Source organism: Serratia surfactantfaciens (assembly GCF_001642805.2).
GTDB lineage: Bacteria > Pseudomonadota > Gammaproteobacteria > Enterobacterales > Enterobacteriaceae > Serratia > Serratia surfactantfaciens.
The window spans coordinates 4056960-4077690 of sequence record NZ_CP016948.1 but is presented as its reverse complement, the minus strand read 5'-3'; the positions used below and the strand labels follow the sequence as shown (position 1 = coordinate 4077690).

37 protein-coding genes are annotated in these 20731 nt (G+C 52.1%); 34 read left to right on the top strand and 3 right to left on the bottom strand.

Going from position 1 to position 20731, the window contains the following annotated elements; translation table 11 throughout:
* The first annotated feature begins 43 nt into the window (after positions 1–43).
* The 34 genes from tuf to ATE40_RS18975 all read left to right on the top strand — a co-directional run bounded on the left by tuf (position 44) and on the right by ATE40_RS18975 (position 17390).
* Positions 44–1228 (top strand): elongation factor Tu, encoded by a 1185-nt coding sequence (tuf, locus tag ATE40_RS19125; RefSeq protein ID WP_055314187.1) that lies wholly within the window; start codon positions 44–46, stop codon positions 1226–1228.
* A 132-nt stretch (positions 1229–1360) separates the two neighbouring features.
* Complete coding sequence (gene bfd, locus ATE40_RS24365) at positions 1361–1555, top strand: bacterioferritin-associated ferredoxin (protein WP_071532885.1); 195 nt, start codon at positions 1361–1363, stop codon at positions 1553–1555.
* 73 nt (positions 1556–1628) lie between these two features.
* Entirely contained in the window at positions 1629–2108 is a 480-nt protein-coding gene (bfr, locus tag ATE40_RS19120) for a bacterioferritin (protein ID WP_019456183.1), read from the top strand.
* Positions 2109–2486: 378 nt separating this feature from the next.
* Positions 2487–2798 (top strand): 30S ribosomal protein S10, encoded by a 312-nt coding sequence (gene rpsJ / locus ATE40_RS19115; RefSeq protein ID WP_001181005.1) that lies wholly within the window; start codon positions 2487–2489, stop codon positions 2796–2798.
* Between the two features lie 32 nt (positions 2799–2830).
* Positions 2831–3460: a 50S ribosomal protein L3 gene (rplC, locus tag ATE40_RS19110; RefSeq protein ID WP_015379265.1), complete on the top strand. Its 630-nt coding sequence runs from the start codon at positions 2831–2833 to the stop codon at positions 3458–3460.
* Between the two features lie 10 nt (positions 3461–3470).
* Positions 3471–4076 (top strand): 50S ribosomal protein L4, encoded by a 606-nt coding sequence (rplD, locus tag ATE40_RS19105; protein ID WP_004929779.1) that lies wholly within the window; start codon positions 3471–3473, stop codon positions 4074–4076.
* Complete coding sequence (rplW, locus tag ATE40_RS19100) at positions 4073–4375, top strand: 50S ribosomal protein L23 (protein WP_004951179.1); 303 nt, start codon at positions 4073–4075, stop codon at positions 4373–4375. The genes rplD and rplW overlap by 4 nt, the downstream gene beginning before the upstream one ends.
* Before the next feature lie 18 nt (positions 4376–4393).
* Positions 4394–5218 (top strand): 50S ribosomal protein L2, encoded by an 825-nt coding sequence (gene rplB, locus ATE40_RS24360; protein ID WP_004929775.1) that lies wholly within the window; start codon positions 4394–4396, stop codon positions 5216–5218.
* Positions 5219–5232: 14 nt separating this feature from the next.
* On the top strand, positions 5233–5511 hold the full coding sequence (gene rpsS / locus ATE40_RS19090) for a 30S ribosomal protein S19 (RefSeq protein ID WP_004929772.1): 279 nt from the start codon (positions 5233–5235) through the stop codon (positions 5509–5511).
* 14 nt (positions 5512–5525) lie between these two features.
* Positions 5526–5858, top strand: a complete 333-nt coding sequence (gene rplV, locus ATE40_RS19085; protein WP_002223844.1) for a 50S ribosomal protein L22 — start codon at positions 5526–5528, stop codon at positions 5856–5858.
* A 17-nt stretch (positions 5859–5875) separates the two neighbouring features.
* Complete coding sequence (gene rpsC / locus ATE40_RS19080) at positions 5876–6574, top strand: 30S ribosomal protein S3 (protein WP_004929766.1); 699 nt, start codon at positions 5876–5878, stop codon at positions 6572–6574.
* Positions 6575–6586: 12 nt separating this feature from the next.
* Entirely contained in the window at positions 6587–6997 is a 411-nt protein-coding gene (gene rplP / locus ATE40_RS19075; protein ID WP_004929764.1) for a 50S ribosomal protein L16, read from the top strand.
* A complete protein-coding gene (rpmC, locus tag ATE40_RS19070) occupies positions 6997–7188 on the top strand; it encodes a 50S ribosomal protein L29 (protein WP_004929762.1) in 192 nt (63 codons plus the stop codon). The genes rplP and rpmC overlap by 1 nt, the downstream gene beginning before the upstream one ends.
* Positions 7189–7443: a 30S ribosomal protein S17 gene (rpsQ, locus tag ATE40_RS19065; protein ID WP_004929760.1), complete on the top strand. Its 255-nt coding sequence runs from the start codon at positions 7189–7191 to the stop codon at positions 7441–7443.
* Between the two features lie 172 nt (positions 7444–7615).
* Positions 7616–7987, top strand: coding sequence for a 50S ribosomal protein L14 (gene rplN, locus ATE40_RS19060; RefSeq protein WP_000613954.1), 372 nt, complete (start codon positions 7616–7618; stop codon positions 7985–7987).
* A 9-nt stretch (positions 7988–7996) separates the two neighbouring features.
* A complete protein-coding gene (gene rplX, locus ATE40_RS19055) occupies positions 7997–8311 on the top strand; it encodes a 50S ribosomal protein L24 (protein ID WP_019456185.1) in 315 nt (104 codons plus the stop codon).
* A gap of 14 nt (positions 8312–8325) precedes the next feature.
* The gene (gene rplE, locus ATE40_RS19050; protein WP_004929756.1) at positions 8326–8865 is read left to right on the top strand and encodes a 50S ribosomal protein L5; all 540 of its coding nucleotides are present in this window, start codon (positions 8326–8328) and stop codon (positions 8863–8865) included.
* Between the two features lie 13 nt (positions 8866–8878).
* The gene (gene rpsN, locus ATE40_RS19045; protein WP_019456186.1) at positions 8879–9184 is read left to right on the top strand and encodes a 30S ribosomal protein S14; all 306 of its coding nucleotides are present in this window, start codon (positions 8879–8881) and stop codon (positions 9182–9184) included.
* A gap of 30 nt (positions 9185–9214) precedes the next feature.
* Entirely contained in the window at positions 9215–9607 is a 393-nt protein-coding gene (gene rpsH / locus ATE40_RS19040; protein ID WP_004929753.1) for a 30S ribosomal protein S8, read from the top strand.
* 14 nt (positions 9608–9621) lie between these two features.
* Positions 9622–10155, top strand: a complete 534-nt coding sequence (gene rplF, locus ATE40_RS19035; RefSeq protein WP_004929751.1) for a 50S ribosomal protein L6 — start codon at positions 9622–9624, stop codon at positions 10153–10155.
* Positions 10156–10164: 9 nt separating this feature from the next.
* Positions 10165–10518, top strand: a complete 354-nt coding sequence (rplR, locus tag ATE40_RS19030; RefSeq protein WP_004929748.1) for a 50S ribosomal protein L18 — start codon at positions 10165–10167, stop codon at positions 10516–10518.
* Positions 10519–10532: 14 nt separating this feature from the next.
* Positions 10533–11033 carry a 30S ribosomal protein S5 gene (gene rpsE / locus ATE40_RS19025; RefSeq protein ID WP_004929747.1) on the top strand — a complete coding sequence of 167 codons (501 nt, stop codon included), beginning with the start codon at positions 10533–10535 and terminating at the stop codon, positions 11031–11033.
* A 6-nt stretch (positions 11034–11039) separates the two neighbouring features.
* Positions 11040–11219: a 50S ribosomal protein L30 gene (gene rpmD, locus ATE40_RS24355; RefSeq protein WP_048232028.1), complete on the top strand. Its 180-nt coding sequence runs from the start codon at positions 11040–11042 to the stop codon at positions 11217–11219.
* Between the two features lie 3 nt (positions 11220–11222).
* Entirely contained in the window at positions 11223–11657 is a 435-nt protein-coding gene (gene rplO / locus ATE40_RS19020) for a 50S ribosomal protein L15 (protein ID WP_004929742.1), read from the top strand.
* A 7-nt stretch (positions 11658–11664) separates the two neighbouring features.
* Positions 11665–12996, top strand: a complete 1332-nt coding sequence (gene secY, locus ATE40_RS19015) for a preprotein translocase subunit SecY (RefSeq protein ID WP_004929740.1) — start codon at positions 11665–11667, stop codon at positions 12994–12996.
* Between the two features lie 33 nt (positions 12997–13029).
* Positions 13030–13146, top strand: coding sequence for a 50S ribosomal protein L36 (rpmJ, locus tag ATE40_RS24350; RefSeq protein ID WP_002227352.1), 117 nt, complete (start codon positions 13030–13032; stop codon positions 13144–13146).
* Positions 13147–13294: 148 nt separating this feature from the next.
* Positions 13295–13651 (top strand): 30S ribosomal protein S13, encoded by a 357-nt coding sequence (gene rpsM / locus ATE40_RS19010; protein WP_004929734.1) that lies wholly within the window; start codon positions 13295–13297, stop codon positions 13649–13651.
* A gap of 16 nt (positions 13652–13667) precedes the next feature.
* Positions 13668–14057, top strand: coding sequence for a 30S ribosomal protein S11 (rpsK, locus tag ATE40_RS19005; protein WP_004929731.1), 390 nt, complete (start codon positions 13668–13670; stop codon positions 14055–14057).
* 30 nt (positions 14058–14087) lie between these two features.
* Positions 14088–14708 (top strand): 30S ribosomal protein S4, encoded by a 621-nt coding sequence (gene rpsD, locus ATE40_RS19000; protein WP_004929729.1) that lies wholly within the window; start codon positions 14088–14090, stop codon positions 14706–14708.
* A gap of 25 nt (positions 14709–14733) precedes the next feature.
* Positions 14734–15723: a DNA-directed RNA polymerase subunit alpha gene (locus ATE40_RS18995; protein WP_002919219.1), complete on the top strand. Its 990-nt coding sequence runs from the start codon at positions 14734–14736 to the stop codon at positions 15721–15723.
* 40 nt (positions 15724–15763) lie between these two features.
* Positions 15764–16153, top strand: coding sequence for a 50S ribosomal protein L17 (gene rplQ / locus ATE40_RS18990; protein ID WP_004929726.1), 390 nt, complete (start codon positions 15764–15766; stop codon positions 16151–16153).
* 149 nt (positions 16154–16302) lie between these two features.
* Positions 16303–16689: a DnaJ family domain-containing protein gene (locus ATE40_RS18985; RefSeq protein ID WP_019456187.1), complete on the top strand. Its 387-nt coding sequence runs from the start codon at positions 16303–16305 to the stop codon at positions 16687–16689.
* A complete protein-coding gene (zntR, locus tag ATE40_RS18980; protein ID WP_016930321.1) occupies positions 16677–17108 on the top strand; it encodes a Zn(2+)-responsive transcriptional regulator in 432 nt (143 codons plus the stop codon). The genes ATE40_RS18985 and zntR overlap by 13 nt, the downstream gene beginning before the upstream one ends.
* Positions 17109–17183: 75 nt before the next feature.
* Entirely contained in the window at positions 17184–17390 is a 207-nt protein-coding gene (locus tag ATE40_RS18975) for an alternative ribosome-rescue factor A (protein ID WP_004929720.1), read from the top strand.
* A 57-nt stretch (positions 17391–17447) separates the two neighbouring features.
* Here the strand turns inward: ATE40_RS18975 and mscL are convergent, their stop codons facing one another.
* The 3 genes from mscL to rsmB form a co-directional block, all read right to left on the bottom strand.
* The gene (gene mscL / locus ATE40_RS18970) at positions 17448–17864 is read right to left on the bottom strand and encodes a large-conductance mechanosensitive channel protein MscL (RefSeq protein ID WP_015379263.1); all 417 of its coding nucleotides are present in this window, start codon (positions 17862–17864) and stop codon (positions 17448–17450) included.
* A gap of 137 nt (positions 17865–18001) precedes the next feature.
* Positions 18002–19378 carry a Trk system potassium transporter TrkA gene (gene trkA, locus ATE40_RS18965; RefSeq protein ID WP_004929716.1) on the bottom strand — a complete coding sequence of 459 codons (1377 nt, stop codon included), beginning with the start codon at positions 19376–19378 and terminating at the stop codon, positions 18002–18004.
* Positions 19379–19433: 55 nt separating this feature from the next.
* Complete coding sequence (rsmB, locus tag ATE40_RS18960) at positions 19434–20723, bottom strand: 16S rRNA (cytosine(967)-C(5))-methyltransferase RsmB (protein ID WP_063918413.1); 1290 nt, start codon at positions 20721–20723, stop codon at positions 19434–19436.
* Positions 20724–20731: the final 8 nt, after the last annotated feature.

Sequence of the window (20731 nt, the reverse complement as noted above, 5' to 3'; positions counted from 1 at the left end):
GCTCTCTCCAGAAGGGGAGAGCGCTATAGTAAGGAATATAGCCGTGTCTAAAGAAAAATTTGAACGTACAAAACCGCACGTTAACGTTGGTACTATCGGCCACGTTGACCACGGTAAAACTACCCTGACTGCAGCGATCACTACCGTACTGGCTAAAACCTACGGCGGTTCTGCACGTGCTTTCGACCAGATCGATAACGCGCCAGAAGAAAAAGCTCGTGGTATCACCATCAACACCTCTCACGTTGAGTATGACACCCCGACTCGTCACTACGCGCACGTTGACTGCCCAGGGCACGCCGACTACGTGAAAAACATGATCACCGGTGCTGCTCAGATGGACGGCGCGATCCTGGTAGTAGCTGCGACTGACGGCCCAATGCCTCAGACCCGTGAGCACATCCTGCTGGGTCGTCAGGTTGGCGTTCCTTTCATCATCGTATTCATGAACAAATGCGACATGGTTGATGATGAAGAGCTGCTGGAACTGGTAGAAATGGAAGTTCGCGAACTGCTGTCCGCTTACGACTTCCCAGGCGACGACCTGCCAGTAATCCGCGGTTCCGCGCTGAAAGCGCTGGAAGGCGAAGCTGAGTGGGAAGCGAAAATCATCGAACTGGCCGAAGCCCTGGACAGCTACATCCCAGAGCCAGAGCGTGCAATCGACAAGCCGTTCCTGCTGCCAATCGAAGACGTATTCTCCATCTCCGGTCGTGGTACCGTTGTTACCGGTCGTGTTGAGCGCGGTATCATCAAAGTTGGCGAAGAAGTTGAAATCGTTGGTATCAAAGACACCGTTAAGTCTACCTGTACTGGCGTTGAAATGTTCCGCAAACTGCTGGACGAAGGCCGTGCTGGTGAGAACGTAGGCGTTCTGCTGCGTGGTATCAAGCGCGAAGACATCGAACGTGGTCAGGTACTGGCTAAGCCAGGCTCTATCAAGCCGCACACCCAGTTCGAATCTGAAGTGTACATCCTGAGCAAAGATGAAGGTGGTCGTCACACTCCATTCTTCAAAGGCTACCGTCCACAGTTCTACTTCCGTACTACTGACGTGACCGGTACCATCGAACTGCCAGAAGGCGTAGAGATGGTAATGCCAGGCGACAACGTGAACATGATTGTAACCCTGATTCACCCAATCGCGATGGACGACGGTCTGCGTTTCGCAATCCGTGAAGGCGGCCGTACTGTAGGCGCTGGTGTTGTTGCTAAAGTTATCGCTTAATCGCGAATAATTTTTTCGACACAAAAAAGGGCACTTCGGTGCCCTTTTTTTATGCAATTTGTACAAATCTTAATTGAAATAAAAACCATTCCTATTTAGACTCATTGCATTGGTTAAGAAGTGAGTCTCTCTATGTATGTATGTCTGTGTAATGCGGTGACTGACAAAGCGATCCGTAATGCGGTGCGTCAGCACAATCCCCACACCATGAAGCAGCTGCGTGAACTTGTGCCGATTGGTACCGATTGTGGAAAGTGCATTCGTCAGGCAAGACAAATTATGGTGGAGGAACGCGGAGCTATCATCCCAATGCATGAAGTTGCCTAACAAAGGGTAAGGTTATTTTTGACTCTTGGCTTACAGGTTCTACACTTTTAGAACTGGCCAGGAGGAGTTACCTATGAAAGGCGATAAAAAGATCATTGCTCACCTCAACAAGCTGCTCGGCAACGAGCTGGTTGCCATCAATCAATATTTTCTGCACGCCCGCATGTTCAAGAATTGGGGTTTAATGCGCCTCAACGATAAGGAATACCACGAGTCGATCGACGAAATGAAACATGCCGATCGCTACATCGAGCGCATTCTGTTCCTGGAAGGGCTCCCTAACCTGCAAGACCTCGGTAAGTTGAACATCGGCGAAGACATTGAAGAGATGCTGCGTTCCGATCTGGCGCTGGAATTGGCGGGCGCCAAGAATCTGCGCGAAGGTATCGCCTACGCCGACTCGATTCACGATTATGTCAGCCGCGATTTGATGATCGACATTCTGGCCGATGAAGAAGAGCATATCGACTGGCTGGAAACCGAGCTGGATCTGATCGCTCGCCTCGGCATTCAAAACTATGCCCAGGCCCAGATTTTAGAACGCAAAGAGTAAGCCTGCCTTCCGTTCGTCATCGCCTCTCCTGCCGGCAACCGTTTTTACGGTGGGGCAGGGGAGCTACCCGCCAAGCATAATTCATACCTTGATCGCCACCTTCATCCCGCGACCGTCGCTGAAGGCGCAAAAATGACGATTTCCTGAGCATATTTCCAACTGCGGCTTGCTTCCTGGGCCATTTTGCGTATAATGCGCGGGCTTACCTAATCTTGGTAAGCCTGATTTTAGCGAATCAGTCGATTGGCAGGCCTTTTTTGCCTTTCGAACAATACTCCCGATATGGGGGTTATATGTTGACGATTACACTCCCCCATCAATCGAAATGGGTGTGAGGAGTAATTATTTACGTTTATAAATAATTGGAGCTCTGGTCTCATGCAGAACCAAAGAATCCGTATCCGCCTGAAAGCGTTTGATCATCGTCTGATCGATCAATCAACCGCGGAAATCGTCGAGACTGCAAAGCGCACTGGTGCGCAAGTCCGTGGTCCGATCCCGCTGCCAACTCGCAAAGAGCGCTTTACCGTTCTGATTTCTCCGCACGTCAACAAAGACGCGCGCGATCAGTACGAGATTCGCACTCACAAGCGTCTGGTTGACATCGTTGAGCCAACCGAGAAAACCGTTGATGCTCTGATGCGTCTGGATCTGGCTGCCGGTGTAGACGTGCAGATCAGCCTGGGTTAATCAGGTCATTGAGCGATTGAGAGGTTGAAACAATGATTGGTTTAGTCGGTAAAAAAGTGGGTATGACCCGTATCTTCACTGAAGATGGCGTTTCTATCCCAGTAACCGTAATTGAAATTGAAGCGAACCGCGTGACTCAGGTTAAAAGCCTGGACACCGACGGTTACCGTGCCGTTCAGGTTACCACCGGTAGCAAAAAAGCTAACCGTGTAACCAAGCCGGAAGCGGGCCATTTCGCTAAAGCTGGCGTTGAAGCTGGCCGTGGTCTGTGGGAATTCCGCCTTGAAGAAGGTCAAGAGTTCGCTGCAGGTCAGGAAATTAGCGTAGAAATCTTCGCTGACGTTAAAAAAGTCGATGTTACCGGTACTTCTAAAGGTAAAGGTTTTGCTGGCACTGTTAAGCGCTGGAACTTCCGTACCCAAGACGCTACCCACGGTAACTCCTTGTCTCACCGCGTTCCGGGTTCTATCGGTCAGAACCAGACTCCGGGCAAAGTGTTCAAAGGCAAGAAAATGGCTGGCCACCTGGGTGATGAGCGCGTAACCGTTCAGAGCCTGGACGTAGTACGTGTTGACGCTGAGCGCAACCTGCTGCTGGTTAAGGGTGCTGTACCGGGCGCAACCGGTGGCAACCTGATCGTTAAACCAGCTGTGAAGGCGTAAGGGGATAGCAATGGAATTAGTATTGAAAGACGCGCAAAGCGCGCTGACTGTTTCCGAAACTACCTTCGGTCGTGATTTCAACGAAGCGCTGGTACACCAGGTTGTTGTTGCTTATGCAGCAGGTGCCCGTCAAGGTACCCGTGCTCAGAAGACCCGTGCTGAAGTAACTGGTTCCGGCAAAAAGCCATGGCGTCAGAAAGGCACCGGCCGTGCGCGTTCAGGTTCTGTAAAGAGCCCGATCTGGCGTTCAGGCGGCGTGACCTTTGCTGCTAAGCCACAGGACCACAGTCAGAAAGTAAACAAAAAGATGTACCGCGGCGCGCTGAAAAGCATCCTGTCCGAGCTGGTACGTCAAGATCGTCTGATCGTTGTCGAGAAGTTCTCTGTAGAAGCGCCTAAAACTAAGCTGCTGGCACAGAAACTGAAAGATATGGCTCTGGAAGACGTGCTGATCGTGACCGGTGAACTGGATGAGAATCTGTTCCTGGCAGCTCGCAACCTGTACAAGGTTGACGTGCGCGATGTAGCAGGTATCGATCCGGTTAGCCTGATCGCCTTCGACAAAGTGGTTATGACTGCTGATGCTGTGAAGCAAGTTGAGGAGATGCTGGCATGATCCGTGAAGAACGTTTGCTGAAAGTGCTGCGTGCACCGCACGTATCTGAAAAAGCATCCGCTGCGATGGAAAAAAGCAACACCATCGTTCTCAAAGTTGCCAAAGACGCGACCAAAGCAGAAATCAAAGCTGCAGTGCAGAAACTGTTTGAAGTCGAAGTCGAAGACGTGAACACCCTGGTAGTTAAAGGGAAAGTGAAACGTCACGGTCAGCGTGTTGGTCGTCGTAGCGACTGGAAAAAAGCTTACGTCACCCTGAAAGAAGGCCAGAATCTGGACTTCATCGGCGGCGCAGAGTAAGTCGGAGGAGTAAGAACAATGGCAATTGTTAAATGTAAACCTACATCTCCGGGTCGTCGCCACGTTGTTAAAGTGGTTAACCCTGAGCTGCACAAGGGTAAACCTTATGCCCCGCTGCTGGAAAAACTGAGCAAAAGCGGTGGTCGTAACAACAATGGCCGTATCACCACCCGTCATATCGGTGGTGGCCACAAGCAACACTATCGTCTGGTTGACTTCAAGCGCAACAAAGACGGTATCCCTGCTGTGGTTGAGCGTCTGGAGTACGATCCGAACCGTTCCGCGAACATCGCGCTGGTTCTGTACAAAGACGGCGAACGCCGTTACATCCTGGCGCCGAAAGGCCTGAAAGCTGGTGACCAGATTCAATCTGGCGTTGATGCTGCAATCAAAGCGGGTAACACCCTGCCGATGCGCAACATTCCAGTTGGTTCAACGGTTCACAACGTAGAAATGAAACCAGGTAAAGGCGGCCAGATGGCTCGCTCCGCTGGTGCCTACGTTCAGATCGTTGCTCGTGATGGTTCCTACGTAACTCTGCGTCTGCGCTCCGGCGAAATGCGTAAAGTTCCAGCTGATTGCCGCGCCACCCTGGGTGAAGTCGGTAACGCTGAACACATGCTTCGCGTTCTGGGTAAAGCAGGTGCTGCACGTTGGCGTGGTGTTCGTCCTACCGTTCGCGGTACGGCGATGAACCCGGTAGATCACCCGCACGGTGGTGGTGAAGGTCGTAACTTTGGTAAGCACCCGGTAACTCCGTGGGGCGTTCAGACCAAAGGTAAGAAGACCCGTAGCAACAAGCGTACTGATAAGTTCATCGTACGTCGCCGTAGCAAAAAATAATTAGAGGATAAGCCATGCCACGTTCTCTCAAGAAAGGTCCTTTTATTGACCTGCACTTGCTGAAGAAGGTAGAGAAAGCGGTGGAAAGCGGTGACAAGAAGCCTTTGCGCACTTGGTCCCGTCGTTCAACGATCTTTCCTAACATGATCGGTTTGACCATCGCTGTCCATAATGGTCGTCAGCACGTACCAGTGTTCGTTTCCGATGAAATGGTCGGTCACAAACTGGGTGAATTCGCGCCGACTCGTACTTATCGCGGCCATGCGGCTGATAAAAAAGCTAAAAAGCGCTAAGGTAGGAGGAAGAGATGGAAACTATCGCTAAACATCGCCACGCTCGTTCTTCTGCTCAGAAGGTTCGCCTTGTTGCTGACCTGATTCGCGGTAAGAAAGTGTCGCAAGCTCTGGAAACTCTGACCTACACCAACAAGAAAGCTGCTGGTCTGGTTAAGAAAGTGCTGGAGTCTGCCATTGCTAACGCAGAACACAACGATGGCGCTGACATCGATGATCTGAAAGTTACGAAAATCTTCGTAGACGAAGGCCCAAGCATGAAGCGCATTATGCCGCGTGCAAAAGGTCGTGCAGATCGCATCCTGAAGCGCACCAGCCACATTACTGTGGTTGTGTCCGATCGCTGAGACTCTGGAGACTAGCAATGGGTCAGAAAGTACATCCTAATGGTATTCGCCTGGGTATTGTCAAACCTTGGAACTCTACTTGGTATGCGAATACCAAAGAATTCGCTGACAACCTGGACAGCGACTTTAAAGTTCGTCAATTCCTGACTAAGGAACTGTCGAAAGCTTCCGTTTCTCGCATCGTTATCGAGCGTCCTGCGAAGAGCATCCGTGTGACCATTCACACTGCTCGCCCAGGCATCGTTATCGGCAAGAAAGGTGAAGACGTCGAAAAACTGCGCAAGGTCGTAGCGGACATCGCTGGCGTTCCTGCACAGATCAACATCGCCGAAGTCCGTAAACCGGAACTCGACGCTAAATTGGTTGCTGACAGCATCACTTCTCAGCTGGAACGTCGCGTTATGTTCCGTCGTGCTATGAAGCGTGCTGTACAGAACGCAATGCGTCTTGGCGCTAAAGGTATCAAAGTTGAAGTAAGCGGCCGTCTTGGCGGCGCTGAAATCGCACGTACCGAATGGTACCGCGAAGGTCGTGTTCCATTGCACACTCTGCGTGCGGACATCGACTACAACACATCTGAAGCGCACACCACTTATGGTGTAATCGGCGTTAAGGTATGGATCTTCAAAGGTGAGATCCTGGGTGGTATGGCTGCAGTTGAACAACCGGAACCGGCTGCTCAACCTAAAAAGCAGCAGCGTAAAGGCCGCAAGTAAGGAGAGTCGCTGATGTTACAACCAAAGCGTACAAAATTCCGTAAGGTGCACAAGGGCCGCAACCGTGGTCTGGCGCAAGGTACGGATGTTAGCTTCGGCACTTTCGGTCTGAAAGCTGTTGGCCGTGGCCGTCTGACTGCTCGTCAAATCGAAGCAGCTCGTCGTGCAATGACTCGTGCAGTTAAGCGTCAAGGCAAGATCTGGATCCGTGTATTCCCGGACAAACCGATCACCGAGAAGCCGCTGGAAGTGCGTATGGGTAAAGGTAAGGGTAACGTGGAGTATTGGGTTGCCCTGATCCAGCCTGGTAAGGTCCTGTACGAAATGGACGGCGTGCCAGAAGAGGTTGCCCGCGAGGCATTCAAACTGGCAGCAGCGAAACTGCCGATCAAAACCACCTTTGTAACTAAGACGGTGATGTAATGAAAGCACAAGAGCTGCGTGAAAAAAGCGTTGAAGAGCTGAATGCCGAGCTGCTCAACCTGCTGCGTGAGCAATTCAACTTGCGCATGCAGGCGGCCAGTGGCCAGCTGCAACAAACTCACCTGTTGAAACAAGTGCGTCGTGACGTCGCACGCGTTAAGACTTTACTGACTCAAAAGGCGGGTGTGTAAATGACTGAAGTTATCCGTACCCTGCAGGGTCGTGTTGTTAGCGACAAAATGGAGAAATCCATCGTTGTTGCTATCGAGCGTACTGTGAAGCACCCGATCTACGGGAAATTCATCAAACGTACGACCAAGCTGCACGTACATGACGAGAACAACGAATGTGGTACCGGCGACGTGGTGGAAATCCGCGAATGCCGCCCACTGTCCAAGACTAAGTCCTGGACGTTGGTTCGCGTTGTAGAGAAAGCGATTCTGTAATAGAGTAGCTGGCTCTCACTTAATAAACGGCTCAGAAAATGAGCCGTTTATTTTTTCTACCCATACCAAGTAAGCGGTGTTATAATGCTGCGCCCTCGGTTATGGGGCTTTTCAACGGCCTAATTTTTACTTGGGTCTTTAAAGTAGTAGTTGACATTAGCGGAGCACTAAAATGATCCAAGAACAGACTATGCTGAACGTCGCCGACAACTCCGGTGCACGTCGCGTAATGTGTATCAAGGTTCTAGGTGGCTCGCACCGTCGCTACGCAGGCGTCGGCGACATCATCAAAATTACCATCAAGGAAGCAATTCCTCGCGGTAAGGTGAAGAAAGGCGATGTTCTGAAGGCGGTAGTGGTGCGCACCAAGAAGGGTGTACGTCGCCCGGACGGTTCTGTCATTCGCTTCGATGGCAATGCATGCGTTATTTTGAACAATAACAGCGAGCAGCCTATCGGTACGCGTATTTTTGGGCCGGTAACTCGTGAACTGCGTAATGAGAAGTTCATGAAAATTATCTCTCTGGCACCAGAAGTACTCTAAGGAGCGAACATGGCAGCGAAGATCCGTCGTGATGACGAAGTTATCGTGATTACCGGGAAAGACAAAGGTAAGCGCGGTAAAGTAAAAAATGTCCTGTCTGCTGGCAAGGTCATTGTTGAAGGCATCAACCTGGTTAAGAAACACCAGAAGCCGGTTCCGGCTCTGAACCAACCAGGCGGCATTGTTGAAAAAGAAGCTGCAATTCAGGTTTCTAACATTGCTATCTTCAACGCGGCTACCGGCAAGGCTGACCGTGTAGGCTTTAGATTCGAAGAGGGCAAAAAAGTCCGTTTCTTCAAATCTAACAGCGAAACTATCAAGTAATTTGGAGTAATACGATGGCGAAACTGCATGATTACTACAAAGACGAGGTAGTCAAACAACTGATGTCTCAGTTTGATTACAACTCTGTCATGCAAGTCCCTCGGGTCGAGAAGATCACCCTGAACATGGGTGTTGGTGAAGCGATTGCTGACAAGAAACTGCTGGATAACGCCGCAGCGGACCTGGCAGCCATCTCCGGTCAAAAACCGTTGATCACCAAAGCCCGCAAATCTGTTGCAGGCTTCAAAATCCGTCAGGGCTATCCGATCGGCTGTAAAGTAACTCTGCGTGGCGAACGCATGTGGGAGTTCTTTGAGCGTCTGATCTCCATTGCTGTTCCACGTATCCGTGACTTCCGTGGCCTGTCCGCCAAGTCATTCGATGGCCGTGGCAACTACAGCATGGGCGTGCGTGAGCAAATCATCTTCCCAGAAATCGACTACGACAAAGTCGATCGCGTTCGTGGTTTGGATATTACCATTACCACTACTGCGAAATCTGATGATGAAGGCCGCGCGCTGCTGGCTGCTTTTAACTTCCCGTTCCGCAAGTAAGGCAGGGTTACTGATGGCTAAGCAATCAATGAAAGCACGCGAAGTCAAGCGCGTGAAATTAGCTGACAAGTTCTTTGCAAAACGCGTTGAACTGAAAGCTATTATCTCTGATGTGAACGCGTCCGATGAAGATCGTTGGGATGCCGTTCTCAAGCTGCAAACTCTGCCGCGTGATTCCAGCCCGTCTCGTCAGCGTAAACGCTGCCGCCAAACTGGCCGTCCACATGGTTATGTGGGCAAATTCGGGTTGAGCCGTATTAAGCTTCGTGAAGCCGCTATGCGCGGTGAAGTACCAGGCTTGAAAAAGGCTAGCTGGTAATTACCAATTGAATCACGGGAGTAAAGACAGATGAGCATGCAAGATCCGATCGCGGATATGCTGACCCGTATCCGTAACGGTCAAGCCGCGAACAAAGTTGCGGTCACCATGCCTTCCTCCAAGCTGAAAGTGGCAATTGCCAACGTGCTGAAGGAAGAAGGTTTTATTGAAGATTTCAAAATCGAAGGCGACGCCAAGCCTGTTCTGGAACTGGTACTGAAGTACTTCCAGGGCAAAGCTGTGGTAGAAAGCATTCAACGTATCAGCCGTCCAGGTCTGCGCATCTACAAGAAAAAAGATGAGCTGCCAAAAGTTATGGCCGGTTTGGGTATCGCTGTTGTTTCTACCTCTAAAGGTGTTATGACCGATCGTGCAGCTCGCCAGGCTGGTCTGGGTGGCGAGATTATCTGCTACGTAGCTTAATTCGGGAGGAAAGAATGTCTCGTGTTGCAAAAGCACCCGTCGTCATTCCTGCCGGCGTAGAGGTAAAACTCAACGGTCAGGTTATTTCGATTAAGGGTAAAAACGGCGAGTTGACTCGTACTATCCACGACGCCGTTGAAGTGAAGCAAGAAGCTAACGCACTGACTTTCGCTCCGCGCGAAGGTTTTGCTAACGCATGGGCTCAAGCGGGTACCACGCGCGCTCTGCTGAACGCAATGGTTGTTGGTGTTACCGAAGGCTTCACCAAAAAGCTTCAACTGGTAGGTGTTGGTTATCGTGCTGCCGTTAAAGGCAACGTGGTGAATTTGGCCCTGGGCTTCTCTCACCCTATCGATCACCAGCTGCCGGCAGGTATCACTGCTGAATGCCCAAGCCAAACTGAAATCGTGCTGAAAGGCGCTGATAAGCAGGTAATTGGCCAGGTAGCAGCAGATCTGCGCGCTTACCGTCGTCCTGAGCCTTACAAAGGCAAGGGTGTTCGTTACGCCGACGAAGTCGTGCGTACCAAAGAGGCTAAGAAGAAGTAAGGTAACACTATGGATAAGAAATCTGCTCGTATCCGTCGTGCGACCCGCGCACGCCGCAAGCTCCAAGAGCTGGGTGCAACCCGCCTGGTGGTACATCGTACCCCGCGTCACATTTACGCACAGGTGATTGCTCCAAACGGTTCTGAAGTACTGGTAGCCGCTTCTACTTTAGAAAAAGCTATCGCGGAGCAACTGAAGTATTCCGGTAACAAAGACGCAGCAGCAGCCGTAGGTAAAGCTCTGGCTGAGCGCGCGTTGGAAAAAGGGATTGCGAAAGTATCCTTTGACCGTTCCGGTTTCCAATATCATGGTCGAGTCCAGGCACTGGCAGATGCTGCCCGTGAAGCTGGCCTTCAGTTCTAAGGAAGAGGTTTAAGATGGCTCACATCGAAAAACAAGCTGGCGAACTGCAGGAAAAGCTGATCGCGGTAAACCGCGTATCTAAAACCGTAAAAGGTGGCCGTATTTTCAGCTTTACCGCACTGACTGTAGTTGGTGATGGTAACGGTCGCGTTGGTTTTGGCTACGGCAAAGCACGCGAAGTTCCAGCAGCGATCCAGAAAGCGATGGAAAAAGCCCGTCGCAACATGATGAACGTCGCGCTGAACAGCGGCACCCTGCAGCACCCTGTTAAGGGCGCTCACACGGGTTCTCGCGTGTTCATGCAGCCTGCTCATGAAGGTACCGGTATCATCGCGGGTGGTGCAATGCGCGCCGTTCTCGAAGTTGCTGGGGTGCACAACGTATTGGCTAAAGCTTATGGTTCCACCAACCCGATCAACGTGGTTCGTGCAACTATCGACGCTCTGGCGAATATGAAGTCTCCTGAAATGGTCGCTGCTAAGCGTGGTAAATCCGTTGCCGACATTCTGGGGTAATTGACCATGGCTAAGACTATTAAAGTTACACAAACTCGCAGCTCAATTGGCCGTCTGCCGAAGCATAAAGCTACTCTGCTCGGTCTGGGTCTGCGTCGTATTGGTCACACCGTAGAGCGCGAGGATACTCCTGCTGTTCGCGGTATGGTCAACCTGGTTTCCTACATGGTTAAAGTTGAGGAGTAACAGATGCGTTTAAATACTCTGTCTCCGGCTGAAGGTGCCAAGCATGCGCCTAAGCGTGTAGGTCGTGGTATTGGTTCTGGCCTGGGTAAAACCGGCGGCCGTGGTCACAAAGGTCAGAAGTCTCGTTCTGGCGGTGGCGTACGTCGTGGTTTCGAAGGTGGTCAGATGCCTCTGTACCGTCGTCTGCCGAAATTCGGCTTCACTTCACGCAAAGCGATGATCACGGCAGAAGTTCGTCTGTCTGAACTGGCTCTGGTTGAAGGCGATGTTATCGACCTGAACGCGCTGAAAGCCGCTAACGTAGTTGGTGTCCAGATCGAATTCGCGAAAGTTGTACTTTCTGGCGAAGTCGCTCGTCCGGTAACCCTGCGTGGTCTGCGTGTCACCAAAGGCGCTCGTGCTGCTATCGAGGCTGCTGGCGGTAAAATTGAGGAATAAGTAGCAGATGGCTAAGCAACCAGGATTAGATTTTCAAAGTGCTAAAGGCGGGCTCGGCGAGCTGAAGCGCAGACTTTTGTTTGTCATCGGCGCGCTGATTGTCTTCCGCATCGGCTCTTTCATTCCGATTCCTGGTATCGATGCCACTGTGCTTGCCAAATTGCTTGAGCAGCAGAGAGGCACTATCATTGAAATGTTTAACATGTTCTCTGGTGGTGCCCTCAGCCGTGCTTCTATCTTTGCTCTGGGGATCATGCCGTATATCTCGGCGTCGATCATTATCCAGCTGCTGACGGTGGTTCATCCAGCGTTGGCGGAAATCAAGAAAGAAGGGGAGGCTGGCCGTCGCAAGATTAGCCAGTACACCCGTTACGGTACGCTGGTATTGGCCATATTCCAGTCGATCGGTATTGCTACCGGTCTGCCGAATATGCCTGGTATGCAGGGCCTGGTGTTAAACCCAGGCTTTGCATTCTACTTTACTGCGGTTGTGAGCCTGGTAACCGGGACAATGTTCCTGATGTGGCTGGGTGAGCAGATTACTGAGCGCGGTATCGGCAACGGTATCTCGATCATTATCTTCGCGGGTATTGTAGCGGGGCTCCCGCCGGCAGTGGCCCATACTATTGAGCAAGCGCGGCAAGGCGACCTGCACTTCCTCCTGCTGCTGTTGGTTGCAGTATTGGTGTTTGCAGTAACCTTCTTCGTTGTTTTCATCGAGCGTGGTCAACGTCGTATCGTCGTTAACTATGCGAAGCGTCAACAAGGTCGTCGTGTTTATGCAGCACAGAGTACACACTTACCGTTGAAAGTGAACATGGCGGGTGTTATCCCGGCGATTTTCGCTTCCAGCATTATTCTGTTCCCGGCCACGATTGCATCATGGTTCGGGGGCGGTACCGGTTGGAACTGGCTGACTACGATTTCGCTGTATTTGCAGCCAGGGCAACCGCTTTATGTGTTACTCTATGCGTCTGCAATCATCTTCTTCTGTTTCTTCTACACGGCGTTGGTTTTCAACCCGCGTGAGACAGCAGATAACCTGAAGAAGTCCGGTGCCTTCGTACCAGGAATTCGTCCGGGAGAGCAAACGGCGAAGTATATCGATAAAGTAATGACGCGTTTAACCCTGGTGGGCGCGATGTACATTACTTTCATCTGCCTGATCCCGGAGTTCATGCGTGATGCAATGAAAGTACCATTCTACTTTGGTGGTACCTCGCTACTGATCGTGGTTGTCGTCATCATGGACTTTATGGCTCAAGTGCAAACTCTGATGATGTCAAGTCAGTACGAGTCTGCATTGAAGAAAGCAAATCTGAAAGGCTATAACCGCTAGTCAGATTCGTTTGAGAAGTTACGGAGAGTAAAAATGAAAGTTCGTGCTTCCGTCAAGAAATTATGTCGTAACTGCAAAATCGTTAAGCGTAACGGTGTCGTTCGTGTGATTTGCAGCGCCGAGCCGAAGCATAAACAGCGTCAAGGCTGATTATCTCGCATATTTTTCTTGCAAAGTTGGGTTGAGCTGGCTAGATTAGCCAGCCAATCTTTTGTATGTCGCACTGCAACATTATTTGAGTATCCTGAAAACGGGCTTTTCAGAATGGTGTTGCTGTATAAAATAGTAGGAGTGCATAGTGGCCCGTATAGCAGGCATTAACATTCCTGATCATAAACATACCGTTATCGCCTTAACGTCGATCTTCGGTATCGGTAAAACCCGTTCACAGGCTATCTGTGCATCTACGGGTATTGCTGAAAATGTTAAGATCAGTGAGCTGTCTGAAGAGCAAATCGAAAAGCTTCGTGATGCAGTTGCCAAATACACCGTTGAGGGTGATTTGCGTCGTGAAATTACCCTGAGCATCAAGCGTCTTATGGACCTTGGTTGCTATCGTGGTTTGCGTCATCGTCGTGGTCTGCCGGTACGCGGTCAGCGCACCAAGACCAACGCTCGTACCCGTAAGGGTCCGCGCAAGCCGATCAAGAAATAATCGGGGTTATTGAATAATGGCAAAGGCACCTGTTCGTACACGTAAGCGTGTAAGAAAGCAAGTCTCTGACGGCGTGGCTCATATCCATGCTTCTTTCAACAACACCATCGTTACCATCACTGATCGTCAGGGTAATGCTTTGGGTTGGGCAACAGCCGGTGGTTCCGGTTTCCGTGGTTCTCGTAAGTCCACTCCGTTCGCAGCACAGGTTGCAGCAGAACGTTGTGCTGACGCAGTGAAAGAATACGGTATCAAGAACCTGGAAGTTATGGTTAAAGGACCTGGTCCTGGTCGTGAGTCTACTATCCGCGCTCTGAACGCGGCTGGTTTCCGCATCACTAACATTACTGATGTGACTCCGATCCCTCATAACGGTTGTCGTCCGCCGAAAAAGCGCCGCGTGTAACGCAGCTTTTAGGATTGTTGGAGAAAGAAAATGGCAAGATATTTGGGTCCTAAGCTCAAGCTGAGCCGTCGTGAGGGCACAGACCTGTTCCTTAAGTCTGGCGTTCGCGCGATCGATTCCAAGTGTAAAATTGAACAAGCACCTGGTCAGCACGGTGCGCGTAAACCGCGTCTGTCTGATTACGGTGTTCAGTTGCGTGAGAAGCAGAAAGTTCGTCGTATGTACGGCATTCTGGAGCGTCAATTCCGCAACTATTACAAAGAAGCAACCCGCCTGAAGGGCAACACCGGTGAAAACCTGTTGCAGCTGCTGGAAGGTCGTCTGGACAACGTTGTTTACCGTATGGGCTTCGGCGCTACTCGTGCAGAGTCACGTCAGCTGGTTAGCCACAAAGCAGTTATGGTAAACGGTCGCGTTGTTAACATCGCTTCTTATCAGGTATCTCCGAATGACGTAGTCAGCATCCGCGAGAAAGCTAAAAAGCAGTCTCGTGTTAAAGCTTCTCTGGAGCTGGCTGAGCAGCGTGAAAAGCCGACTTGGCTGGAAGTTGATGCTGCTAAGATGGAAGGCGTGTTCAAGCGTATGCCTGAACGTACCGATCTGTCTGCGGACATTAACGAACACCTGATCGTCGAGCTTTACTCCAAGTAAAGCTTAGTACCAAAGAGAGGACACAATGCAGGGTTCTGTGACAGAGTTTCTAAAACCGCGCCTGGTAGATATCGAGCAAGTCAGTTCGACGCACGCCAAGGTGACCCTTGAGCCTTTAGAGCGTGGCTTTGGCCATACTCTTGGCAACGCACTGCGCCGTATTCTGCTTTCATCTATGCCGGGTTGCGCGGTGACCGAGGTTGAGATTGATGGTGTACTGCATGAGTACAGCACCAAAGAAGGCGTACAGGAAGATATCCTGGAGATCCTGCTCAACCTGAAAGGGCTGGCGGTGAGAGTTCAAGGCAAAGACGAAGTTATTCTTACCCTGAATAAATCTGGCATTGGCCCTGTGACCGCTGCCGACATCACCCATGATGGTGATGTCGAAATCGTCAAGCCTCAGCACGTGATTTGCCACCTGACTGATGAGAACGCGGCTATCAGCATGCGTATCAAAGTTCAGCGCGGTCGCGGTTATGTGCCGGCTTCTGCCCGAATTCATTCGGAAGAAGATGAGCGCCCAATCGGTCGTCTGTTGGTTGACGCCTGCTACAGCCCTGTAGAGCGTATCGCCTACAATGTTGAAGCTGCGCGTGTAGAACAGCGTACTGACTTGGATAAGCTGGTCATCGAGATGGAGACCAATGGCACGATCGATCCTGAAGAGGCGATCCGCCGTGCGGCCACCATTCTGGCTGAACAACTTGAAGCTTTCGTTGACCTGCGTGATGTACGTCAGCCGGAAGTTAAAGAAGAGAAACCAGAGTTCGATCCGATCTTGCTGCGCCCTGTTGACGATCTGGAATTGACTGTCCGCTCTGCTAACTGCCTCAAGGCAGAAGCTATCCACTACATCGGTGATCTGGTACAGCGTACCGAGGTTGAGTTGCTGAAAACGCCAAACCTGGGTAAAAAATCTCTTACCGAGATTAAAGACGTGCTGGCCTCACGTGGTCTGTCTCTGGGCATGCGCCTGGAAAACTGGCCGCCGGCAAGCATTGCTGACGAGTAACCGGATCACAGGTTAAGGTTTTACTGAGAAGGATAAGGTCATGCGCCATCGTAAGAGTGGTCGTCAACTGAACCGTAACAGCAGCCATCGCCAGGCTATGTTCCGTAACATGGCCGGCTCTTTGGTTCGTCATGAGATCATCAAGACGACCCTGCCAAAAGCAAAAGAGCTGCGTCGCGTTGTTGAGCCGCTGATTACTCTTGCCAAGACCGACAGCGTAGCTAATCGTCGTCTGGCATTCGCCCGTACTCGTGATAACGAGATCGTGGCAAAACTGTTTAACGAGCTGGGCCCGCGTTTCGCGAGCCGTGCCGGTGGTTACACTCGCATTCTGAAGTGTGGCTTCCGCGCAGGCGACAACGCGCCGATGGCATACATCGAGCTGGTTGATCGTGCTGAGTCTCAAGCAGAAGTGGCAACTGCAGAGTAATCTGTAGACGCGTAAAAAAACCGGGCTTGCCCGGTTTTTTTACGTCCAAATCCAGCCAAATGTGCGCAATTCCCCCTGCTGTGCTTAAGATCCCCGCCCCTATCCGCTATGCTAAGGCTTATTCATTAGGCTAACCGAGGCTGTCTGTCATGGGATTGCTCGATCAATGGGCGGAACGTCATATCCTTGATGCCCAGGATAAAGGCGAGTTCGACAATCTGCCCGGCCAGGGGCAGCCGCTTGTGCTGGAAGATGACAGCGCGGTGCCGCCCGAGCTACGCGCCGGTTACCGTTTGCTGAAAAATGCCGGTTACCTGCCGCCGGCGCTGGAAGATCGCAAAGAGGCATTAACCGTTGCTCGCTTACTGCAAGAGATTAATAGCGAACATCCGGACTATGTCGATCTCAGCAAGCGCATGGCACTGCTGGAACATCGATTGCGTCAGGCTGGGATGAGCACGGATTTCTTGCATGGCGAATATCAGCACGCACTGGACGGCAAATTCACCCGAGAGGAGAAGTCATGTTCAAGATAGGTCAGTTGGCCAAGCTCGCCGAAGTGACGCCGGATACCGTGCGTTACTATGAAAAGCAGGGCATGATGGATCACAATGTCCGCACCGAAGGCGGTTATCGGCTGTATACGGAGCAGGACCTGCAGCGGCTGCGTTTTATTCGCTATGCCAAACAGTTGGGCTTTACTCTGGAAACGATCGCCGAACTGCTGTCGATCCGGGTTGATCCTGAACACCATACCTGCCAGGAATCGAAGTCGATCGTCGATGCTCGCCTGAGCGAAGTGGAAAGCAAGTTGGCGGAGCTGACCCGCATGCGCGAATCGTTGAAACGCTTGAGTGACGCCTGCTGCGGCACTGCCCATACCAGCAACTATTGTTCTATTCTGGAAGCCCTGGAGCAGGGCGCCAGCGATGATAAAGGCAAAAAAGGTTGCTGACGGCACTTTAATTTTTATATTGCCGGCAGTATTATCGGCTCGTTTTATTACCCTACCTTTTACAGGAGCATTACCATGACGAAATATCGTCACACTAAAGGCCAGATTCAAGATAACGCCATTGAGGCGCTGCTGCATGACCCGCTATTCCGCCAACGAGTGGAAAAGAATGTGAAAGGCAAAGGCAGCTATCGGCGTAAAGAAAAACACAACAAAGGCGGTAACTGGGAGGCCAGTGGCAAACTATCAAACGATAATTTACCACTGGCCTTCTGGTTTTAAGGCATTAAAAAAGCCACCGATGAAGGTGGCTTTTTATTGGCGTAACCTAATGCTGTTTTACAGCTTTGGCTGCTGTTGTTGGCTCAGCAAATCACGGATTTCCGTCAGCAGTTTCTCTTCTGCGGTTGGTTCTGGCGGCGCTGCCGGCGCTTCTTCCTGCTTGCGGCGCATCTTGTTCATCAGTTTAATCGCCAGGAAGATAGCAAAGGCGACAATCACAAAGTCAAATACGGTCTGGATGAATGAACCATAGTTCATTACCACCGCCGGTACGGCGCCCTGAGCTTCACGTAACACCAGATGGAACTGTTTAAAATCGACGCCGCCAATCAGTAAGCCCAACGGTGGCATGATGATATCGGCCACGAAGGACGAAACAATCTTGCCGAATGCAGCACCGATAATCACACCGACGGCCAGATCGACCACGTTGCCGCGCATGGCAAATTCGCGAAACTCTTTCAACATACTCATAGAACGCACCCCTTGCAGAATTAATAACTCAAGTTTAACAAAGCAATTTCCCTTTGCCACAAATGGCGAGAAGTTTTATCTCCTCCCAAGGCAGAGAACAACTACGCAATTATAGACCATCGCCTAATAAATTCGTTCTACAAGAAGAACGGACTCGGTTGGAACAAGCGTTCAACGTCCGGCACGAATTTCTTGTCGGTAATAAACATGATGACGTGATCGCCCTGTTCGATTTTGCTGTTGCCGTTGGCGATGATCACGTCGTCGCCTCGCACGATAGCGCCGATGGTGGTACCCGGCGGCAGCTTGATGTCTTCGACGATGCGGCCGACCACTTTGGAGGTGCTTTCGTCGCCGTGAGCAATCGCTTCGATCGCTTCAGCTACGCCGCGGCGCAGCGACGAAACGCTGACGATATCCGCTTTGCGCACGTGTCCCAGCAGGGCGGAGATGGTTGCCTGCTGGGGAGAAATGGCGATATCGATCACGCTGCCTTGCACCAGATCGACATAGGCACGGCGCTGGATCAATACCATCACCTTCTTGGCGCCCATGCGCTTGGCCAGCATGGCCGACATGATGTTGGCCTCATCGTCGTTAGTGATGGCGATGAAGACGTCCACCTGCTCGACGTGCTCTTCGGCCAGCAGCTCCTGATCCGAAGCATCGCCGTAGAACACGATGGTATCGTGCAGCTGTTCGGCCAGTTCGGCGGCGCGTTGCTGATTGCGCTCGATCAGTTTGACGTTGTAGTCTTTTTCCAGCTTGGCGGCCAGGCCGGCGCCGACGTTGCCGCCGCCGACGATCATGATGCGCTTATAGGGTTTTTCCAGCCGTTGCAGTTCGCTCATTACCGCGCGGATGTGCTGTGAGGCGGCGACGAAGAACACTTCATCGCCGGCTTCGATAATGGTCGAGCCCTGCGGACGGATCGGACGATCCTGGCGGAATATGGCGGCGACGCGGGTATCGATATGCGGCATGTGTTCGCGCATCGAAGAGAGCGCATTGCCGACCAGCGGGCCGCCGTAATAGGCTTTAACCGCGGCGATGCTAACCTTGCCTTCGGCGAAGTTGACCACCTGCAGGGCGCCAGGGTATTCGATCAGCTTGTAGATATAGTCGATGACCAGCTGCTCCGGCGAAATCAGATGATCGATCGGCACCGCTTCCGGCAGGAACAGTTTCTCCGATTCGCGGATATATTCCGGCGCGCGGATGCGGGCGATGCGGTTAGGGGTATTAAACAGAGAATAGGCGATCTGGCAGGCGATCATGTTGGTTTCGTCGGAGTTGGTGACCGCGACCAGCATGTCGGCGTCTTCTGCGCCGGCTTCGCGCAGCACCCGAGGGTGGGAACCATGTCCCTGAACCACCCGCAAATCGAATTTATCCTGTAGTTGGCGCAAGCGGCCGGAATCGGTATCGACGACGGTGATATCGTTGTTTTCACCCACCAGGTTTTCCGCCAGCGTCCCGCCAACCTGACCGGCACCAAGAATAATTATTTTCATCGTGTTCTCTGCTTCACACTGAAAGACTTAGGGCGCGCACGTACGCCCTGAAGAATTACATTTTAATCAGCTTAGCGTAAAAGAAGCCATCGCCATCCTCGGGATGCGGGATATTCTGTCGCCCTGGCCGCTGTGCATCGCCGGTTTCAACCAGCTTGGCATCGGCGTGGCGCTGCAAGAACGCGGCAATCTGGCTGCTGTTTTCATCCGGCAGGATAGAGCAGGTTGCGTAAACCATCACGCCACCTGATTTCAGATGCGGCCAGACGGCTTCCAGGATTTCGGCCTGCAGTGCGGCGAGCTCGGCGATGTCGCGATCGCGGCGCAGCCATTTGATATCGGGGTGACGGCGGATCACGCCGGTGGCGGAGCAAGGTGCGTCCAGAAGGATACGGTCGAACTGCTTGTCGCCGCACCATTGTTGCGGAGTGCGGCCATCACCCAGTTTAACCTCCGCGTGCAAACGCAGGCGTTGCAGGTTTTCTTTCACCCGCGCCAGACGTTGCTCGTCGATATCGACGGCCATCACGTGCGCTTTCGGCGCCGCTTCCAGGATATGCGTGGTTTTACCGCCAGGTGCGGCGCACAAATCGAGGATCTGCTCGCCGTCTTGCGGATCCAACAGATCGACACAGCCCTGGGCCGAGGCATCTTGTACGGTGACCCAGCCTTCGGTGAACCCAGGCAGATCGGTCACGGCGCAAGGCGCCAGCAAACGCACCGCGTCCGCATAGTCTGCATGAGGCTCTGCGGCGATGCCGGCGTCGGTCAGCAACTGCAGATAAGCTTCGCGGGTGTGGTGCAGGCGGTTGACGCGTAGCCACATCGGCGGCTTCTGGTTATTCGCGTCGACGATCTGTTCCCAGTTGGCGGGATAAGCCTGTTGAATGCGTTTCAGTAACCAGCTGGGATGCAGATAGCGGCTGTCATTATTGGCGGCGCGTTGCAGCAGCTCTTCCTGCTGGCGTTGAAATTGGCGCAAAACGCCGTTAATCAGGCCTTTTAACTGCGGGCGTTTCAGCGCTACCGCACCTTCCACGGTTTCCGCCAGCACGGCGTGCGCCGGGATGCGGGTATACAGCAGCTGGTACAAGCCGACCATCAACAAATAGTGTAGCGTGCGCTGCTTGCCGGTCAGTGGCTTGGCCATCAATTGTTGAATGCACCATTCGAGCTGCGGCAGCACGCGTAACGTGCCGAAGCACAGTTCCTGCAGCAACCCGCGATCTTTGTCGCTGATGGAGGTTTGCAGCGCTGGCAGGACAGTGCTGAGCGACTGCCCTTGATCCAGCACCTGGCCGATGGCTTTGGCAGCGATGCTGCGGAGATTGTAATTATTTTTCATAGGCTAAA

Excerpts from the sequence above, each read along its gene's own strand:
- rplD (WP_004929779.1), top strand. The coding sequence starts at position 3,471 with ATGGAATTAGTATTGAAAGACGCGCAAAGCGCGCTGACTGTTTCCGAA.
- zntR (WP_016930321.1), top strand. The coding sequence starts at position 16,677 with ATGTTCAAGATAGGTCAGTTGGCCAAGCTCGCCGAAGTGACGCCGGAT.
- rplF (WP_004929751.1), top strand. The coding sequence starts at position 9,622 with ATGTCTCGTGTTGCAAAAGCACCCGTCGTCATTCCTGCCGGCGTAGAG.
- rplO (WP_004929742.1), top strand. The coding sequence starts at position 11,223 with ATGCGTTTAAATACTCTGTCTCCGGCTGAAGGTGCCAAGCATGCGCCT.
- rpsQ (WP_004929760.1), top strand. The coding sequence starts at position 7,189 with ATGACTGAAGTTATCCGTACCCTGCAGGGTCGTGTTGTTAGCGACAAA.
- ATE40_RS18975 (WP_004929720.1), top strand. The coding sequence starts at position 17,184 with ATGACGAAATATCGTCACACTAAAGGCCAGATTCAAGATAACGCCATT.
- ATE40_RS18985 (WP_019456187.1), top strand. The coding sequence starts at position 16,303 with ATGGGATTGCTCGATCAATGGGCGGAACGTCATATCCTTGATGCCCAG.
- secY (WP_004929740.1), top strand. The coding sequence starts at position 11,665 with ATGGCTAAGCAACCAGGATTAGATTTTCAAAGTGCTAAAGGCGGGCTC.
- rsmB (WP_063918413.1), bottom strand. The coding sequence starts at position 20,723 with ATGAAAAATAATTACAATCTCCGCAGCATCGCTGCCAAAGCCATCGGC.
- mscL (WP_015379263.1), bottom strand. The coding sequence starts at position 17,864 with ATGAGTATGTTGAAAGAGTTTCGCGAATTTGCCATGCGCGGCAACGTG.
- rpsE (WP_004929747.1), top strand. The coding sequence starts at position 10,533 with ATGGCTCACATCGAAAAACAAGCTGGCGAACTGCAGGAAAAGCTGATC.
- rpmD (WP_048232028.1), top strand. The coding sequence starts at position 11,040 with ATGGCTAAGACTATTAAAGTTACACAAACTCGCAGCTCAATTGGCCGT.
- rpsD (WP_004929729.1), top strand. The coding sequence starts at position 14,088 with ATGGCAAGATATTTGGGTCCTAAGCTCAAGCTGAGCCGTCGTGAGGGC.
- bfr (WP_019456183.1), top strand. The coding sequence starts at position 1,629 with ATGAAAGGCGATAAAAAGATCATTGCTCACCTCAACAAGCTGCTCGGC.
- bfd (WP_071532885.1), top strand. The coding sequence starts at position 1,361 with ATGTATGTATGTCTGTGTAATGCGGTGACTGACAAAGCGATCCGTAAT.
- rplB (WP_004929775.1), top strand. The coding sequence starts at position 4,394 with ATGGCAATTGTTAAATGTAAACCTACATCTCCGGGTCGTCGCCACGTT.
- rpsC (WP_004929766.1), top strand. The coding sequence starts at position 5,876 with ATGGGTCAGAAAGTACATCCTAATGGTATTCGCCTGGGTATTGTCAAA.
- rplR (WP_004929748.1), top strand. The coding sequence starts at position 10,165 with ATGGATAAGAAATCTGCTCGTATCCGTCGTGCGACCCGCGCACGCCGC.
- rpsS (WP_004929772.1), top strand. The coding sequence starts at position 5,233 with ATGCCACGTTCTCTCAAGAAAGGTCCTTTTATTGACCTGCACTTGCTG.
- rplX (WP_019456185.1), top strand. The coding sequence starts at position 7,997 with ATGGCAGCGAAGATCCGTCGTGATGACGAAGTTATCGTGATTACCGGG.
- rpmJ (WP_002227352.1), top strand. The coding sequence starts at position 13,030 with ATGAAAGTTCGTGCTTCCGTCAAGAAATTATGTCGTAACTGCAAAATC.
- rpsH (WP_004929753.1), top strand. The coding sequence starts at position 9,215 with ATGAGCATGCAAGATCCGATCGCGGATATGCTGACCCGTATCCGTAAC.
- rplE (WP_004929756.1), top strand. The coding sequence starts at position 8,326 with ATGGCGAAACTGCATGATTACTACAAAGACGAGGTAGTCAAACAACTG.
- rplC (WP_015379265.1), top strand. The coding sequence starts at position 2,831 with ATGATTGGTTTAGTCGGTAAAAAAGTGGGTATGACCCGTATCTTCACT.
- rpsN (WP_019456186.1), top strand. The coding sequence starts at position 8,879 with ATGGCTAAGCAATCAATGAAAGCACGCGAAGTCAAGCGCGTGAAATTA.
- rplP (WP_004929764.1), top strand. The coding sequence starts at position 6,587 with ATGTTACAACCAAAGCGTACAAAATTCCGTAAGGTGCACAAGGGCCGC.
- rplQ (WP_004929726.1), top strand. The coding sequence starts at position 15,764 with ATGCGCCATCGTAAGAGTGGTCGTCAACTGAACCGTAACAGCAGCCAT.
- ATE40_RS18995 (WP_002919219.1), top strand. The coding sequence starts at position 14,734 with ATGCAGGGTTCTGTGACAGAGTTTCTAAAACCGCGCCTGGTAGATATC.
- rplV (WP_002223844.1), top strand. The coding sequence starts at position 5,526 with ATGGAAACTATCGCTAAACATCGCCACGCTCGTTCTTCTGCTCAGAAG.
- trkA (WP_004929716.1), bottom strand. The coding sequence starts at position 19,378 with ATGAAAATAATTATTCTTGGTGCCGGTCAGGTTGGCGGGACGCTGGCG.
- rplW (WP_004951179.1), top strand. The coding sequence starts at position 4,073 with ATGATCCGTGAAGAACGTTTGCTGAAAGTGCTGCGTGCACCGCACGTA.
- rpsK (WP_004929731.1), top strand. The coding sequence starts at position 13,668 with ATGGCAAAGGCACCTGTTCGTACACGTAAGCGTGTAAGAAAGCAAGTC.
- rpmC (WP_004929762.1), top strand. The coding sequence starts at position 6,997 with ATGAAAGCACAAGAGCTGCGTGAAAAAAGCGTTGAAGAGCTGAATGCC.
- rplN (WP_000613954.1), top strand. The coding sequence starts at position 7,616 with ATGATCCAAGAACAGACTATGCTGAACGTCGCCGACAACTCCGGTGCA.
- rpsJ (WP_001181005.1), top strand. The coding sequence starts at position 2,487 with ATGCAGAACCAAAGAATCCGTATCCGCCTGAAAGCGTTTGATCATCGT.